This is a genomic window from Pseudomonas sp. RIT-562, assembly GCF_026241895.1.
GTDB lineage: Bacteria > Pseudomonadota > Gammaproteobacteria > Pseudomonadales > Pseudomonadaceae > Aquipseudomonas > Aquipseudomonas mandelii_F.
This window is the reverse complement of the sequence record NZ_JAPJIV010000002.1, coordinates 398,186-413,264: the sequence shown is the minus strand read 5'-3', so window position 1 is coordinate 413,264 and position 15,079 is coordinate 398,186. Positions and strand designations below refer to the sequence as shown.

Below are 15,079 nucleotides of genomic sequence, written 5' to 3'. Positions count from 1 at the left end.
TCTCTCTTTCAGTTTTGCGCCCGGTCGGGCGTCTCGGATTTAGTGTTTGCGGCTACGTTTTGTTGGCGGGCGCCGGCTTGTTTAAGCTCTGCGACCCACTGCGGGTCGGCGTCACCGATTTCGTTGTTCACAGGCAGATAACGTTCAGGAAACTCCCAGATCAGCACCTGTGGCGGGCTGTTCTTGAAAGCATCGCTTTTCAGGTAGCTGAGCATTGGCAGGATCGGGCCATGGCCGTCTTCGGCGTAATTGACCACGTCGCTGTTGAGCGCTTGCTTGAGAGCACCAACAAAGTTCCAGTTGGGGTTGGCGCTGTAGCTGGTACCGATCAGGGCCACTGGCACTTCGGTGTTGGCGAACAGCGCGTCGTCACCGGCAGGCTGTTCGGCAGCGGCGACGGTGTTGCGCTTCTGCAGCGGCTCCTGCTCCGGCATCAGGTTTTCAAACAGCGGGTCCAGTGGCAGGAACAGGCGCAGGTCGCCCTTGTGGGTGACTTTCTCTGCGGGCTTGGTAACAAATTGCTGCGGTTCGCCGCTGAGCGGGTACTTGGCGGCGATAGTTTTCGCCAGGGTCTCGGCAGCCACTTGCGCGCCTTCCGGCGTCCAGTGGGTGTCGGTGCGCAGGAATACTTGCTCACCTTTGAGCTTGGCCTTGTTGAACGGGCCGAGCAGATCCGGGGCAAGGATCTTGTTCGCCGCGACGCGGGCGTGGAAGTCCTGGTACAGGTTGCCGTGAATGCTCGAAGGCTTGACCTCACCCAGGTGCTCCGGATACAGGCGCGCCTTGGCCGGCACGATGGCCATTACCAGTTTCACGCCTTTCTCTTTCAGGGTCTGGCGCACGCCTTCGACCAGCGCGTAGTTGCCTTGCAGGTTCAACTCTTCGTTGACGATCGGGTTGAACTCTTCATCGCTGTACAGCCACTGATCGCGACCGAGCACCACGCCCGGACGACCCTCGTTGAACAGCTTGAAGTCCAGTGCGGCCCAGAGGTTGGTGCCCAGGCGCTTGATCGGGAACTCGTCGTCGTAGTGCGTCTCGACCGCCTTGGCCCAGCGCCCGTTGAGCACTGTGGTTTCGGCGTTGGTGCTGAAGCCCAGGAAGCTGCGCGTGGACCACAGCCCCAGGACCACCAGGATCACCATGAACAGGGCGATGTAGAACATACGTAATGAGCGGGTCATGGTCAGATCCCTCAGAACTGGAAGTAAAGGAACGGCGAGAAGCTTTGCGCCGAGAGTTTGAAGATCGAGGCGATGAACAGCAGCAGGACCAGGGCGCGCATCACATAACGCGACCAGTCGGCAGTCCAGTAGGCCGGTTGCACCTGGGCTTCGACGCCGACGGTGTAGCCAGGCTGATGGATGCTGGACGGGTTGTCGCCCGGTACGGCCTTGATCATCCCAGGCGTGGCAGCGGCAGGCCCATCGACCTCGACGTTGACCTCCGGCTTGCTCTTGACCGGTGGCTGGTTGCTGTAGAAATCACGGATGCCGAAGAACGCCAGGGTGGCGTACGCCACGACCAGGGTTGCCACTTGCAGGCCGGTGAGGCTGGCCTGGTTGAGTTCCGACAGCGACCATTCGCCGAAGCTGAACATCGCACCGTACATGCGGCCGGCGACGTGCAGGTTTTCCGCGCGGAAGATGACCCAGCCCATGACCACCAGCAGGAACGTCAGGGCCCAGCGGATCGGGTTGATGCTGCGTGGCGAAGTGTTCAGGCCCAGGGCCTTCTCGATCGCCAGCCACATGCCGTGCCATGCACCCCAGATGATGTAGGTGATGTTCGCACCGTGCCACAGGCCACCGAGCAGCATGGTCAGGAACAGGTTGCGATAGGTCATCAGCGTGCCTTTGCGGTTACCGCCCAGGGTGATGTACAGGTAGTCACGCAGCCAGGTGGACAGGCTGATGTGCCAGCGCCGCCAGAACTCGGTGATCGACTGGCTGATGTACGGCTGCTTGAAGTTTTCCATGAAGCGGAAACCCATCATCAAGCCCAGGCCGATGGCCATGTCGCTGTAGCCGGAGAAGTCGAAGTACAACTGCGCGGTATAGGCCAGGGCGCCGAGCCAGGCATCGCCCGTGGTTGGGTTCTGCAAGGCGAAGCAATGGTCGGCAACCACCGCCAGGGTGTCGGCGATGAAGACTTTCTTGATGAAACCCTGCATGAACCGCGTGCAGCCCTCGGAGAACTTGTCGAGGGTGTGGGTGCGGTTGTTGAACTGATCGGCGAGGTCGCGAAAACGCAAAACCGGGCCGGCGATCAGGTGCGGGAAGATCGCCACGAAAGCGGCAAAGTCGATGAGGTTGCGGGTGGCTGGGGTATCACCGCGGTAGACGTCGATGATGTAGCTGATGGACTCGAAGATGTAGAACGAGATACCGATCGGCAGCAGCACGTGGGTCAGGATGAAGGGCGACAGGCCGACCGAGGTCATCATCGCGTTAATGCTGTCGACGCCGAAATTGGCGTACTTGAAGTAGCCGAGGATGCACAGGTCGACGGCCACGCCGAGCAGTAGCCAGCGCTGGGCCGGTTTGGTGCGCACGCCGGCTGCACCGACTTTGAGGCCGATCCAGTAGTTCCACAGCGTGACGGCCGCGAACAGTGCAAGAAAGTCCACTCGCCACCAGGCATAGAACACATAGCTGGCGATCAGCAGCAGCAGGTTGCGATAGCGTATTCCGCTCAGGTAGTACATGCCGAGAAAGATCGGCAGGAACAAAAACAGGAACACGTTGGATGAAAATACCATCCCGGTCTCTCCGTGTTTAACCAACATTCAAGGGCCAACGGCCCCCCCAAACCCCCCACCGAAAAACCGGGGGGCTAACTCAAAAAACTCAAGACTTGCACTGCCCCTGTGGGAGCGGGCTTGCTCGCGAAAGCGCTGTGTCAGTCGACATCAATGGTGAATGTCGAACCGCATTCGCGAGCAAGCCCGCTCCCACAGGGGGTTTGGGTCTGGCTCTAGGAGCCTTTACCTTTTTCATTGGCCGGGTCGTAGACCTTGGTCAGGTCACCCCCCAGGCGGAACGTCTTGAACGGCTGCATCTCGTGCTTTTTCTCAAGCACATCCGGCGAGCAGGTGTAGAGCGTGCAGAACGGTTCCAGCCAGGCGAATTTCGAGTCGACCTTGAGGTCGGTCATGTCCTGTTCCTTGCCGTTCTTGTTCTCGAACTCATCCGGGTCTTCAACCCCGGACAGCACTCGCTCGCCCAGGCGCTTGAGTGCGCTGTTGTTTTCCTGACGCAGGTCCACGCCGTTGACCAGCGCAAAACTGGCGATCATCGACAGCGGCGGCAGGGCGTAGTTGTGATAGGCGAGGGCGCGTTGCTGGCGCTTCAGCTCGTTAGGCAGGAAGCCATCGGCATCGACCTGATTGGCGCCGACCTTGTATTCCTTCACTGCCCAGTCGAACAAGTCGCGGCGGTTGGTGGCGATGGAAGTTGCCATCACCGACCAGGCAGACCAGTACGAGTGGTTATTGGTTTTTTCCAGCGGCAGGTTGTCCCAGTCGCTGACCACCTGATCGGCCATCTTGCTGAACCAGGCTTCGATCAGTTGCGACTCCTGTTGATGGTTCGCCAGTGGATGCGAGTCGGAGAATTTCAGGCGAATGTACGAAGACGCCATGCTGCCCAGTGCCCATTTGCGCATGGACTTGCCGGTGTGGTTGAAGTCCTTGGACATCAACGCATCGGCCTTGGCCCACGCGGTCAACCAGTTCAGCGTGCATTCGAGCTGTTCCGGGCGACCGTCGCGCATGAACTGCATCACGCGCTTGCTGGTGCCGCGCTCGATCTTGGTGATGTCGGCAGTGGTCTCACGGAACGCTTTTTCCGATGCTTCGTTCAGTGTCGAACGGGCCTTGTCGGAGCCTTCGTACTTGCTGCGAAATTGCAGCGAGCCGGTGTAGGGAGTCGGCATGGCGTCACAGCCATCCTTGAAATCGCCGGTCTTCACTTTCTCGATCGGCGCGAAGTAACCCTGGGGCGGGCGCAGTGGTGCGGCGGCCTGGGTGGCGCCGGCGAACATCGCCAGCGTCAGCAGAGAAGGGGCGAGCAACTTCTTCAGCGTTCGCGATTGCATGCATGTCATAAGAGGTAACCTCATTGCCCGGCTTGAGCGGTACGCTGCCCAGCGCCAGGGAACACATTGCGTTTGCAGATTTTCGCTTCGACCTTCTGCGGCGCGGCACCTGCTTCAGGGCCCTGGACTTCGACGGCCAGCAGATTCTGCGTGGCCCAGTCTTCGTCCGTGCGCAACTCGAAGGCGAAACGCCCGTCGGTGTCGGATGTTTCCGGTTTGTCGATCTTGATGTCCTCGTGGCGACCGTTCATGTACCAGAGGGTGGCTTGCAGGGTTTTCACCGATGGATCGGCGAACCGGATGTCAACCTGGTGACTGCCGTTTTGCAGGTTCAGGTTCTTGCTGTTGACCATCAATTCGTTCTTGCCCGGTTTCAGCGTGGTGCTGCCGGTCATCTGTGCGTCCTTGCCTTCACAACCGTTGTCCAGCAGCGCCATCATCTGGCGGTAGATGGTTTCCTGGTCGAGGCGATAGAGCGGCGAGAATTCCCAGATCAGAATCTTCGGTGGCTTGGTCTGGAACTCTTCGCTGCCCAGGTACTGCAGCATCGAACCTTCCAGGCCACCGCCCGGGAACGCTACGTTAAGGATGTCGGCGCCGATGGCCTCCTGGAGGAAACCGGCGAAGTTGTAGTTCTTGCCACTGTGACTGGTGCCGACCAGGGTGATCTCCGGGTTGCCGGAGTCGCTGAACAGATCGCCATCGGCGGCTTCGCCTTTGGGCTCCGTGGTGAATTGATCCATGTACTGGATGGCGTAGCTGGTGCCGCAGAGTTGACCGGCCATATTGTGTAATGTTCCGGTCTTACCCATGCGACCCGACTTATGGGTCTCGAATTCACGCTTGGGAATGTCGGCAAAGGCCGGAATCTGCTTGACCTTCTCGGCCACGATTTTTGCCGTGCGTTGGGCGCCATACGGCGTCCAGTGCTGGTCGCCGCGGAAGTAGAAATCGTGGGCGGGCAGGGTGTCGGGCAGCGACTCGTTGGTCAGTGGCGACAGGTCCGGCACCACGTAGCCCATCTGCGCAAATCGGCCGAGCATGGTCTTGTAGTTCTTCAGCGCCTTGTCGAAATCGAACTGGGCTTTTTCCTGCGGGTTGAGCTTGTTGCGGTTCACCAGGCCACGGGTCGGCTGGTACACAACTACCAGCTCGACGCCTTTGCTCTTGAACGCATCGTGCAGTTGTTGCATGCGCTTGTAGCCGGCTGGCGTGGTGTCGAATTCGGTGCGCAAGTCTTCCTGGGTACGGAACAGCCAGTCGCCCTGGGCCTGTACCAGCGTGGTGAAGTTCTGCTGGTAACGCGTGGTGTAGTTCTTCGCGTCATGGGCTTCTGGGCACAGGTTGCAGCAGGGTTCGGCAGTGAAAGCCGGCGCCTTGAGCTCGTCGGCGCGCACGCCGTGGCTGGCGGCGAGAATCCCCAGGGTCAGGCCCGACAGGCTGAGTAATTTGATCAAGTGTGGGTGCATAAAATTATCCTCAGTCCTGCAGTTCGGTCTGGCGTTCGACAGGGTCGATCAGCACGGCTTTCTGCTGGCGCACCAGCAGGTCGAGAATTTCATCCTGGCGCTCGCCAAGAATCCCGTTGAAGCTGATGCCGCTGGATTTGGTCGGGGCAAGCATCGATACGCGATACAGCTCGACGCTCAATGGCGAGTCGATGGACAGCGGGCCGCTGCCGTTGCCGGCCAGTTCGCCGCCGACGATGATCAGCGAAACCTGGGCGTCGAACGGGTCGAGCTTGATGTCACGGTCGGTGTCGCTGAGATCCTTGATGTGCCCATAGACGCCGGTCAGGCCGTTGGCCATGGCCAGGTTTTCGTAAAGGCGGATGTTCACGCTGTTACGAATGCGGATGCCATGGCGGCGGTTGCTGATCACTTTGTTAGCCCACAGCAGGTTGTCGGCACTCTCGTAGAGGGTGATGCCGTCGGTGTGGTTCTTGTAGATCTCGTTGTAGGCGATGATGTTGTTGACGCTGTTACGGTCGATCACCAGGCCCGACAGCTTGTTGTCGTAGCTGCGGTTGTTGAAGATGAAGCTGTCGTTGACCTCACGGGAAATAATGATCCCGTGCTTCTTCTTCGTGCCGTATACGGTGTTGTCGGCGATGATCAGGCCATGGGAGCGGTCATGCGGGTCAATGCCGTAGACGATGTTGTCCTTGTAGGTATTGCCCTTGACCACGAAGTCGCGGGTTTCGTAGCAGTAGAAGCCGTACCACATGTCCGAGAACTCGGAACCGACGATCCAGCCGCTCGGTTCCGGGCGCTTGAGCACCTTGGCCATGTTCGGCGTGTATTGGGAAATACTCACGCCGTAGGACTTACTGTTTGCGTAGCCGAAACTGGCGATCTTGCTGTTGGCGATGTAGGTCTCGGTACCGCCCCAGGACAGCAGGAAGGGACGGAACTCCTTGGGCGACTTGAAGGCCGCCGGGCCGTTGGCTTTCTCGCTCCAGCCAGTGATTTTGGTATCCCGCACGAACAGCTGGCCGTCGTTGACCAGGAACGAGCCGGCCTCCTGGGACAGGCGCAGCTCCTGGGTCTGCCGGTCGATTTCGAGGATGCCTTTTTCACCGACCACGATCGGCAACTTCGCCAGGTAAACCCCAGGCGAGGTTTCGCTGAAGTACTGCTTGGGCAGCTTCTTCGCCAGGTCCTTGAGGTTCATGTAGCCGTCGTCGATGAAAATCGCCTGGGGGATGCCGTGCTGGCGTACTACCCATTCGGCCATCTTGTTATCACCGCCGATGAAGTCCTTCAGGGCGTTTTCCTGCATCATCCGGCGCACGCTGGTTTTACCGGCCTTGGTGCGCACGACCTTGGCGGCAATGGCTTCGGCGGTGTAGCCGGAGGTGTCCGGCAACTTGGGTTTTTCCAGCTCCAGCGGCGCGGTGGGTGCACTGGTGACGGTGTAGGTCTTGGCCTGTTGCAGTTCCTTGCCCATGGTCACCGGCTTGGTCGCCGGCTCCACGTTGGCGAAGGCGGCCGCACTTGCCAGCAGCATCGCGCCGGCCAGCAAGGTGATTGAACCGCGCTTCGGATTGTTCATGTCGGGCACTCCCTTCGCAGTTGGCATCAGAAGCGCCAGATCACGTCGATGAACGCGCGGTGCATGTACGAGTCGACTTCTTTGCCGTAGGCATCGCCCGGCTTGAACACGCCGCCACGAAAGCGCACGAGCGCCGAAGGCTCATCGATGGACTGGCTCAGGGACGCTGGCAGCAAGCCTTGCTTGAAGTACTTGGTGACCACCAGGTCCATCTCCTGACCCAGGTCCTTGCTGCCATCTTCCAACGGCAGGGAAGTGCTGGAGAGCACGGCGCCGGTGACGTCGTCGGTATCGTTCTGCACGGCATTGATGCCGTTGCTGCCGACCGGCTTGTTGCCGTCGACGCGCCAGAATTTGTGGTAGATCAGGCTGGCGTCGTACTCGTCATTGAGCATCCACGAGCCGAACAATGTGGCGGTCTGCATGTTGTTCATTTCACCGCGGAATGCCTCGCCGAAACGGTGCACGCGCGAGCGGGTACCGGTGTAGTTCGAGCGGTTGCTTTCCAGGCCGTTCTGTTCGTAATCGGCGCTGGCGCGGGCATAGGCGGCACCGACCTGCCATTGCTGATCGAGGCGCAGGCGCACGCCGATATCGGTGGCCCAGCCGTTGAGATCTTCGCCGCGCTTGGCTTCGGCGGGACGGGTGCCATCGGCGTTCAGTGGGTTCACCGTGTCGGTGTCGCCGCTCATGCCGGTGATGCTGCCCCAGTAATTGAGGGTGTTGGTGTTGCGATAGTTGTAGGCATCGCTGTCGGCGGTGAGGCCCAGCCAGCTGATGTCGCCGTTCTGTTGCTTGTCCAGCGAATCGCCCGCCACGCCCGGTTGCGGATAGTCGAGCTTGCCGTCGTCGTGGGTGTGGTGACCGCGAATGCCGACCCAGTTGCCCGGTGTCCACTGATAAGCCGCATCGGCGTACGCGTGCATCCGGTCCTTGTCCTTCGGCGCGAGCTCCTTGAGGTCGGTGCGGTATTCGCTGAAGCGTTCGGCCACGCCGACGTTGGCGCGCAACAGGGTGGTATCGAAGGTCCAGTTCAGGGCTTCGATATTGGTGTCGCGCCATTGCCCGTCATCGTTGCGCAGGCGCTGGCGACCCAGCTTCAACTGCTCGCCCGGGTAGGGCGTGAGGCCGCTGTAGCCGACCCAGAACTCGCGCATGGCGAGGTAATTCTTCTTGGTCTTGCGGTCGCTGTTGTCGGTGGTCTGGGTGCCATCGCTGTCGGACTGTTGCAGGGTGTCGGTTTCGATGATGTCGGTGGACGTCACCGCCTGACCCATGGCGTAGGCACTCCACGCGCCGCTTTCGCCATAGACCCATGGACGCAGGTCCAGGCCGACGCCGTTGACGTCGCCGCCGCTGGCGGTGCCCAGGTCACGGTCGTCTTCGGACTGGCCGGTGATTTTCACGTCCAGACCGTAGTTCTTGGTGTCGGTGAGCGCAGCAAACGTTGGAGAAGACCAGACCAGCGCGAAACCCAGTGCCATGCCCAGCTTCGACAACGTGAAGAACTTTGTAGCAGCTGGTGAAGCCTGCGTGTTCTTTACCAGCGTAGGGCGACCGCTGCGCGATCGAACGCAGCCTTCGGCAGCTGCTACAGTATTGAAATTCATAGGGATTCCTCGCCGTCTTGTTCTTGCAGGGCGTGCAGTTGCAGCGTGTTCTGGCTCAACGCACCACGCACGGCCTGTTCCTGTTTCAACAGGCGTTGGGCCTCGGCGAGTTGCGCAGGCGGCAGTTGGGCTTCGAGTGTTTGCGCAAGCTCGGTGGCTTGCGGGGTGTTTTGTGCCTTGGCCAACTGGCTGAAGACGTAGGCATTGAGCGGATTGGGCCGAGTGCCCTTGCCTTGGGAAAACAGCTGGGCGATGGCGAAGTCGGCGCTGTTCTGGCCATTGCGCGCAGCGGTCAGCAGGTGATCCAGGGCTTTTTGCGAATAGACCTTGCCCAAGTAACCACGGCGATAGATCTGGCCGAGGTAGTAGTCGGCGGCGACTTCGCGGCCGACGGCTTTCTGGAAGTGTTCCTCGGCTGCCTTGGCATCTGCCGGGACCATCTTGCCTTCGTAGTAGAGCTTGCCCAGCAACAGTTCGGCGCGCGGTTGATCAGCGGCGCGACCGTTGTCCAGGTACTTCATCATCGTGTCGACGTCTCCCAGTTCCGGGAAGTCGTAGAGCAATTGCGCCAGGCTGACCCAGGAAGCCGGGTAGCCGGGGGCGATGCCTTCGAGCAACGACTGGGCGGTTTTCTCGTCGGTGGTGCCAAGGCTTGCATCACCGAGCACGCGGGCGACGCTGTCCACTCGCTGTGCGGAAACCGTGCCGCGGGCATGGGCCGCTTGCATCTGCTTGATCAGCTCGGCCTGTTGCTCGGGCTTGGCCTGTTTCTGGTAGACCGTGGCCAGTTCGACGTAGCAGATGTCGGTGGTATTCAACGCGGCTTTGCAGATGGTCTCGACTTCGTCCAGGTGCTGGTCGTAAGTGCCTTGGGTGCGATACAGCAGCACCTGAGCCAGGCCGGCTTCCGGCTTGCCTTCGGCGCGCCATTTGCTGATCTGCTGTTGCGCGTTGCTGTTGGGGAAACTGTGGGGGTATTGCAGGTACAGCATGGCCAGCGGAATCAGGGTGTTGCCTTCGCCAGCGGTCGAGGCCTTTTTCAACAGGCCTTCGGCTTCGTGCTGTTCGGCTTCGGTGGAGCCGGGCTTGGCCACCAGCAGGCGACCCAGGCGGGCCTGGGCCCGCGGCGACACATCGGCGGCCGCGCGGTAGGTCGCTTCGGCCTGGCGAATCTGCGCCGGGTCACGGCTGTCGACCTGGATGTCGGCGAGGCCTACCTGGGCTTCGCTGTAGCCGAGGTCGGCGAGTTGCTTGTAGTTCTGCTGGGCCAGCGCGGTGTCGCCGCGCTTGAGGGCTTCGTTGGCCAGGCGCTGGTCAGGCAGGCCGGCACAGCCGCTGAGGCTGACCGCCAGGGCCAGCGAGCAGAATGCAAAACCCATGTGGGAGCGGGCTTTGGTGGGAGCAAAGCTTGCTCGCGATACAGCCGACGCGGTATCACCGGTAGACCGAGCCGATCCGTTCGCGAGCAGGCTCGCTCCCACACAGGCTCGCTCCCACAGGGACTGCGGTGTTCTGAGGAAAGTTGGAATCGTCACGGGCATGTCCTCCGGTTACAGACCAGCAGCCATGGCTTTGTCGATCAGCCAGTTCAGGTTCGGGCCACGGTCGCTGTTCACTTCAACCGGGCGCCCGGCAAACTTGCTGTCCAGCGGCTCGTCCGGCTGGATCAGCACGCGGATGTCGGAGGAGAGGTCGGCGCTTTTCAGGCTGGTGCTGCTGACGATCTTGCCGGTGCGGGTCTTGTCTTCGCCGGCGATCTGGAAGCTGACCTGGGTGCCTGGACGCACGTCGCTGAACTGGCGATAGGAGAAGCGCGCTTCGACGTTGGCTTCGCTGTTACGCGGCACCAGCTGGAAGATCACGTCACCCTTGCTGGCGTACTGACCGTCGGCAACCAGTTGCTGCGACACGGTGCAATCGCACGGCGAGGTCAGGGTGCCGGTCATTTGCTTGCCGAACAGCTCTTCAACCTTGGCCGGTTGCAGCTGGTCTTCTTCCAGATGGCCCTTGAGCACATCGAGCATGCTGGTGCTGAAGGTCGCCAGCGGGGCGCCTTTGGCGGCAATGCCGTCGGCCTTGATCAGGCTCTGCACGGTGCCGTCGCGAGGCATGGTGATGTTCATGCCCGGCACGCTGACCAGGCCAGCCTGGGCGTGGCTGACGAAGTACATGCCGTACACCGACTTGAAGATGAAACCGAACGCCGTCAGGCCGACGAGGAAAATCGCCAGGCTGAAAGTCACCGCACGCAAACGCCCGAACGGGGTCATGCCGTGGCCGCCGTCCTTCATCTTGCGCGCCTTGGTGAAGTTGTCGCGCTGCAGGGTCGCCAGCACTTCACCCATGCTGACGATGTCGCCGGCCAGGTGCGAAGTGATCAGGTGGCGCAGGGTCGAGATGTCCTGCGGTTCCAGGTTCTGGAACTGGCAACCGGCGCGACCGGTCTGGCGATCGAACGAACGCACTTGCAGCTCGACGTCCATGGCCAGGCCGAGGTTATCGATCACGAATTGCAGGCGAGCCTTGTGCACGTCGCCGATCTTCAGCGGCAGCTGGCCGGCGTTGAAGGCCAGGCCGCCGGCGGAGAGGTCGAGGACCCGGGCTTCGACTGGGGTCCGGTCGGGACCGAAGAAACGCAGCTTGGCCGGGATTTTCACGCGGGCGTGTTGGCGCTGGGCTTCTGATTCGTGCACTACGTTGGCGTTGACGGCGGTATTCATATAGGCGATTCCTGGTTAATTCAATAAGGGGGCGGTCAGACCATCATCAGCAGCACGGCGACAAAAATGCTGCCGGCGGAGAAGGTCATGGTCCGAGACGACCAGGTGTTGAACCAACGTTGAAAGCTGGCGAGATCACGGGTCAGTTTGGTGTCCTGGCGAGTCCAGGATTGTTGGTCGAGGCGGAAGAACACGTAGATCTTCACCAGCGCGCCGACGATCTGGTTGTAATAGAGGATCGCCGGGTAGGCCGGGCCGATCTTGTGCCCCGAGCAGGACAGCAACAGCGTCAGGATCAGGCGGGTGATGCCGATCCACAGCAGGTACACCAGGATGAACGCGGTGCCGTACTTGAAGCTGGCGATGATTGCCACGGTCAGGCCCAGCAGCGAGGTCCACATCGATACGCGCTGATCGAACAGCACCACCGAGGTGAACAGGCCGAGGCGTTTGACTCCCAGGCCGAGTGCGCGAGCGTTCTGGCGCAAGTTGTTGCCGTACCAGCGGAACATCAGTTTGCGGCTGGCCTTGATGAAGCTTTTTTCCGGCGGGTGTTCCACGGTGTGGATCGCCGCGTCCGGCACGTAGAAAGTGTCGTAACCCAGGCGCATCAGGCTGAACCAGCTCGACTTGTCGTCACCGGTGAGGAACTTGAAGCGGCCCAGGCGCCAGTGTTGCAGCGAGTCGCTTTCGACGTCGGCGATGAAGTCCGGGTCGGTGACCACGGTGGCGCGGAAGACCGACATCCGTCCGGTCATGGTCAGTACGCGCTTGGACAGGGCCATCGAGCACATGTTGATGTGGCGCTGGGCGAAACGCAGCTTGTGCCACTCGCTCATGATGTAGCCGCCGCGCACTTCGCAGAACTCGTTGGTGGTCAGGCCGCCGACGTTGCCGAACAGCTGGAACCACGGCACGGTCTTGAGTACGACACCTTCGGCGAGCACGGTGTCGCCATCGACTACAGCGACCACGGCACGGTCGTCCGGCATGTGCCGGGAGATAGCGCGGAAGCCGTAGGCCAGGCCATCACGCTTGCCGGTGCCAGGAATGCGCACGAAGTCGAGCTTGACCCGCTCTGGCGGGTTCATCCGCGACCAGAGGCTTTTCACCAGCAGCTCATCGGACATTTCCACGATGGAGCAAACCACGGTGGTCGGCAGGCCGCAGTCGATCGCTTCGCGAATGACCGAGCTGTAGACCTGGGCGGTGGTCAGCGCGTCGATGCGAAAGCTGGTGACCATCAGGAACACGTGGGACGGGTCTGCCGCCTTGCCCAGTTTGCGTACTTTGCGGCGCAGGTGCGGGTAGACCACGTACAGAAACAGCATGCCGCGCAGGAAGTGCGTGGCCCCCATCGAGTAGCGCCAGATACCGACGATACCGATCAGGAAAATGAAGTCCTTCGACTGGGAGTCGAATGTGGACACAGGCAACGCCATGGCGATGCCCATCAAAATAGTGAGGTAAAACAGCCAACCGGCGGCCTGAAGTAGGCCGTGCTTTAGCCTGTGCATAATCGGAATCCTAAAGTCAGTTGCAAGCTCCTTGCCCCCGTAGGCGCCCGGCTTGCCGGCGATGGCGATTTGAAGTTCGTCATCACCGGCAAGCCGGGCGCCTGCGGGTGTTCCCGGAGGCGGGATTCCGTATTACCAGCAGATACCTTCGGTACGATCGGCGACGCTGGTGGCCTGGGACATGAAGCCCACCAGGTCGACCACTTGCTTGCCGTGCGGGGCGTTCTGCGCCAGGGCGCGGAATTTCTCGTCACGGTTGCCGAGGATGATCACGTCGGAGTTGTTGATCACGTCGTCGAAGTCGGAGTTGAGCAAGGACGAGACGTGGGGGATCTTCGACTCGATGTAATCCTTGTTCGCACCGTGGACACGGGCGTACTCGACGTTGCTGTCGTAGATGCTCAGGTCGTAACCCTTGCCGATCAGCATTTCGGCCAGGTCGACCAGCGGACTTTCGCGCAGGTCGTCGGTACCAGCCTTGAAGCTCAGGCCCAGCAGGGCGACTTTGCGCTTGTCGTGGCTGGAGACGATGTCGAACGCGTTTTGCACCTGCGATACGTTGCTGCGCATCAGCGAGTTCAGCAGCGGCGCTTCGACGTCCAGGGAACCGGCGCGGAAAGTCAGGGCGCGCACGTCTTTCGGCAGGCACGAACCGCCGAAGGCGAAGCCTGGGCGCATGTAGTACTGGGACAGGTTCAGCGTCTTGTCCTGGCAGACCACTTCCATCACTTCACGACCATCGACACCGACAGCCTTGGCGATGTTGCCGATCTCGTTGGCGAAGGTCACCTTGGTGGCGTGCCATACGTTGCAGGTGTACTTGATCATCTCGGCAACGGCGATGTCCTTGCGGATGATCGGCGCGTCGAGTTCTTCGTACAGCGATTGCAGGACATCGCCGGAGGCTTTGTCGAACTCGCCGATGACGGTCATTGGCGGCAGGTCGTAGTCGGCGATCGCGGTGCTTTCACGCAGGAACTCGGGGTTCACTGCAACGCCGAAATCGACACCGGCTTTCTTGCCGGAGCAGTCTTCGAGGATCGGGATGACAACGTTTGCGACAGTACCCGGCAGCACGGTGCTGCGAACCACGATGGTGTGGCGGGTGGTCTTGTCACGCAGGACAAAACCGATTTCGCGGCACACGGCCTCGATGTAGTTCAGTTCCAGGTCGCCGTTTTTCTTGCTCGGCGTACCGACGCAGATCATCGACAGGTCGGTGTCGCGAATAGCTTCGGCGAAGTTGGTCGTGCCGCGCAGTTTGCCGGTATCGATGCCCTTGCGCAGTAGTTCGCCCAGACCCGGTTCAACGATCGGCGATTTACCGGCGTTGATCATATCGATCTTGTCTTTGGCAACATCGACGCCAACCACGTCGTGGCCCCGTGCAGACAGGCAACCGGCACAGACAGCGCCCACGTAACCCAAACCAAATATGCTGATGCGCATCGCAAATTACCTCTGTGTTTTATCAAGCCATTACATGGCCGGAGTTAATGGTGTTCAGCGGTCAAAGTGCACTCGGAAGTACGGCATACAAGCGCCGCAGTGCCGCGTACAGGCATATAAGTTCCGAGTGACTAAATAAGTGCACTCAAGATGTGCGCAACTAGGCTTTATTGTTATGGCTTGCCCTGTCATGCAGCGGATCCTCGGCTCAGAGGACCGTCGTGCAAAGATCTTGCGCGCTTGATGCCGGGCAAAAGGCCCGTAGATCAAGCGGTTGGGTGCTCAGGTGAGCACGTTTATAGGGGCGCAGCCTTGGCCGTTCAGGGGATAGCTGTTTGGCTTATCTCCAGTCCTTTCAGTGTTGCCCAAATGAGTGATTAGTTAGCGCTAGTTAATGTGACAACTTCGCTGCATGAATCGCTTATCTGCGTAAGTTATCTCGTACAACCTCACGGATAATCGTTACCGGTGGTATGAACGACGCATTTGGACATAGTTCCTGTCCGCCCATCGCGAAATCTGAAATTTCTTGAAATATTGACAAAGATGGCACTGCTCTCATATTGATAGCACTTGCCGTTTCGCCCTTTATATATAGGTGCATAATTGACGGGGATAGTTTTGTGCCACT

Annotated in this window: 10 protein-coding genes; all 10 read right to left on the bottom strand. The window is 60.3% G+C overall.

All coding sequences use genetic code 11. From position 1 onward, the window contains the following. Positions 1 to 8: 8 nt before the first annotated feature. The 10 genes from ORL50_RS04705 to ORL50_RS04660 all read right to left on the bottom strand — a co-directional run bounded on the left by ORL50_RS04705 (position 9) and on the right by ORL50_RS04660 (position 14,448). Complete coding sequence (locus ORL50_RS04705; protein WP_266010502.1) at positions 9 to 1,184, bottom strand: alginate O-acetyltransferase; 1,176 nt, start codon at positions 1,182 to 1,184, stop codon at positions 9 to 11. An 11-nt stretch (positions 1,185 to 1,195) separates the two neighbouring features. Continuing rightward, positions 1,196 to 2,761: an MBOAT family O-acyltransferase gene (locus tag ORL50_RS04700; RefSeq protein WP_266010500.1), complete on the bottom strand. Its 1,566-nt coding sequence runs from the start codon at positions 2,759 to 2,761 to the stop codon at positions 1,196 to 1,198. A gap of 215 nt (positions 2,762 to 2,976) precedes the next feature. Continuing rightward, positions 2,977 to 4,107 (bottom strand): mannuronate-specific alginate lyase, encoded by a 1,131-nt coding sequence (locus ORL50_RS04695; protein ID WP_266010498.1) that lies wholly within the window; start codon positions 4,105 to 4,107, stop codon positions 2,977 to 2,979. An 11-nt stretch (positions 4,108 to 4,118) separates the two neighbouring features. Continuing rightward, a complete protein-coding gene (locus ORL50_RS04690; RefSeq protein WP_266010496.1) occupies positions 4,119 to 5,567 on the bottom strand; it encodes an alginate O-acetyltransferase in 1,449 nt (482 codons plus the stop codon). 10 nt (positions 5,568 to 5,577) lie between these two features. After that, a complete protein-coding gene (gene algG / locus ORL50_RS04685) occupies positions 5,578 to 7,152 on the bottom strand; it encodes a mannuronan 5-epimerase AlgG (RefSeq protein ID WP_266010494.1) in 1,575 nt (524 codons plus the stop codon). A 26-nt stretch (positions 7,153 to 7,178) separates the two neighbouring features. Next, positions 7,179 to 8,636 (bottom strand): alginate export family protein, encoded by a 1,458-nt coding sequence (locus tag ORL50_RS04680; protein WP_266010611.1) that lies wholly within the window; start codon positions 8,634 to 8,636, stop codon positions 7,179 to 7,181. A 122-nt stretch (positions 8,637 to 8,758) separates the two neighbouring features. Beyond that, complete coding sequence (gene algK, locus ORL50_RS04675; RefSeq protein ID WP_266010492.1) at positions 8,759 to 10,141, bottom strand: alginate biosynthesis TPR repeat lipoprotein AlgK; 1,383 nt, start codon at positions 10,139 to 10,141, stop codon at positions 8,759 to 8,761. A 171-nt stretch (positions 10,142 to 10,312) separates the two neighbouring features. After that, a complete protein-coding gene (locus ORL50_RS04670) occupies positions 10,313 to 11,482 on the bottom strand; it encodes an alginate biosynthesis protein Alg44 (protein WP_266010490.1) in 1,170 nt (389 codons plus the stop codon). Between the two features lie 35 nt (positions 11,483 to 11,517). Continuing rightward, on the bottom strand, positions 11,518 to 12,999 hold the full coding sequence (alg8, locus tag ORL50_RS04665) for a mannuronan synthase (protein ID WP_416236004.1): 1,482 nt from the start codon (positions 12,997 to 12,999) through the stop codon (positions 11,518 to 11,520). 132 nt (positions 13,000 to 13,131) lie between these two features. Beyond that, positions 13,132 to 14,448 (bottom strand): nucleotide sugar dehydrogenase, encoded by a 1,317-nt coding sequence (locus ORL50_RS04660; RefSeq protein ID WP_266010488.1) that lies wholly within the window; start codon positions 14,446 to 14,448, stop codon positions 13,132 to 13,134. Positions 14,449 to 15,079 lie beyond the last annotated feature (631 nt).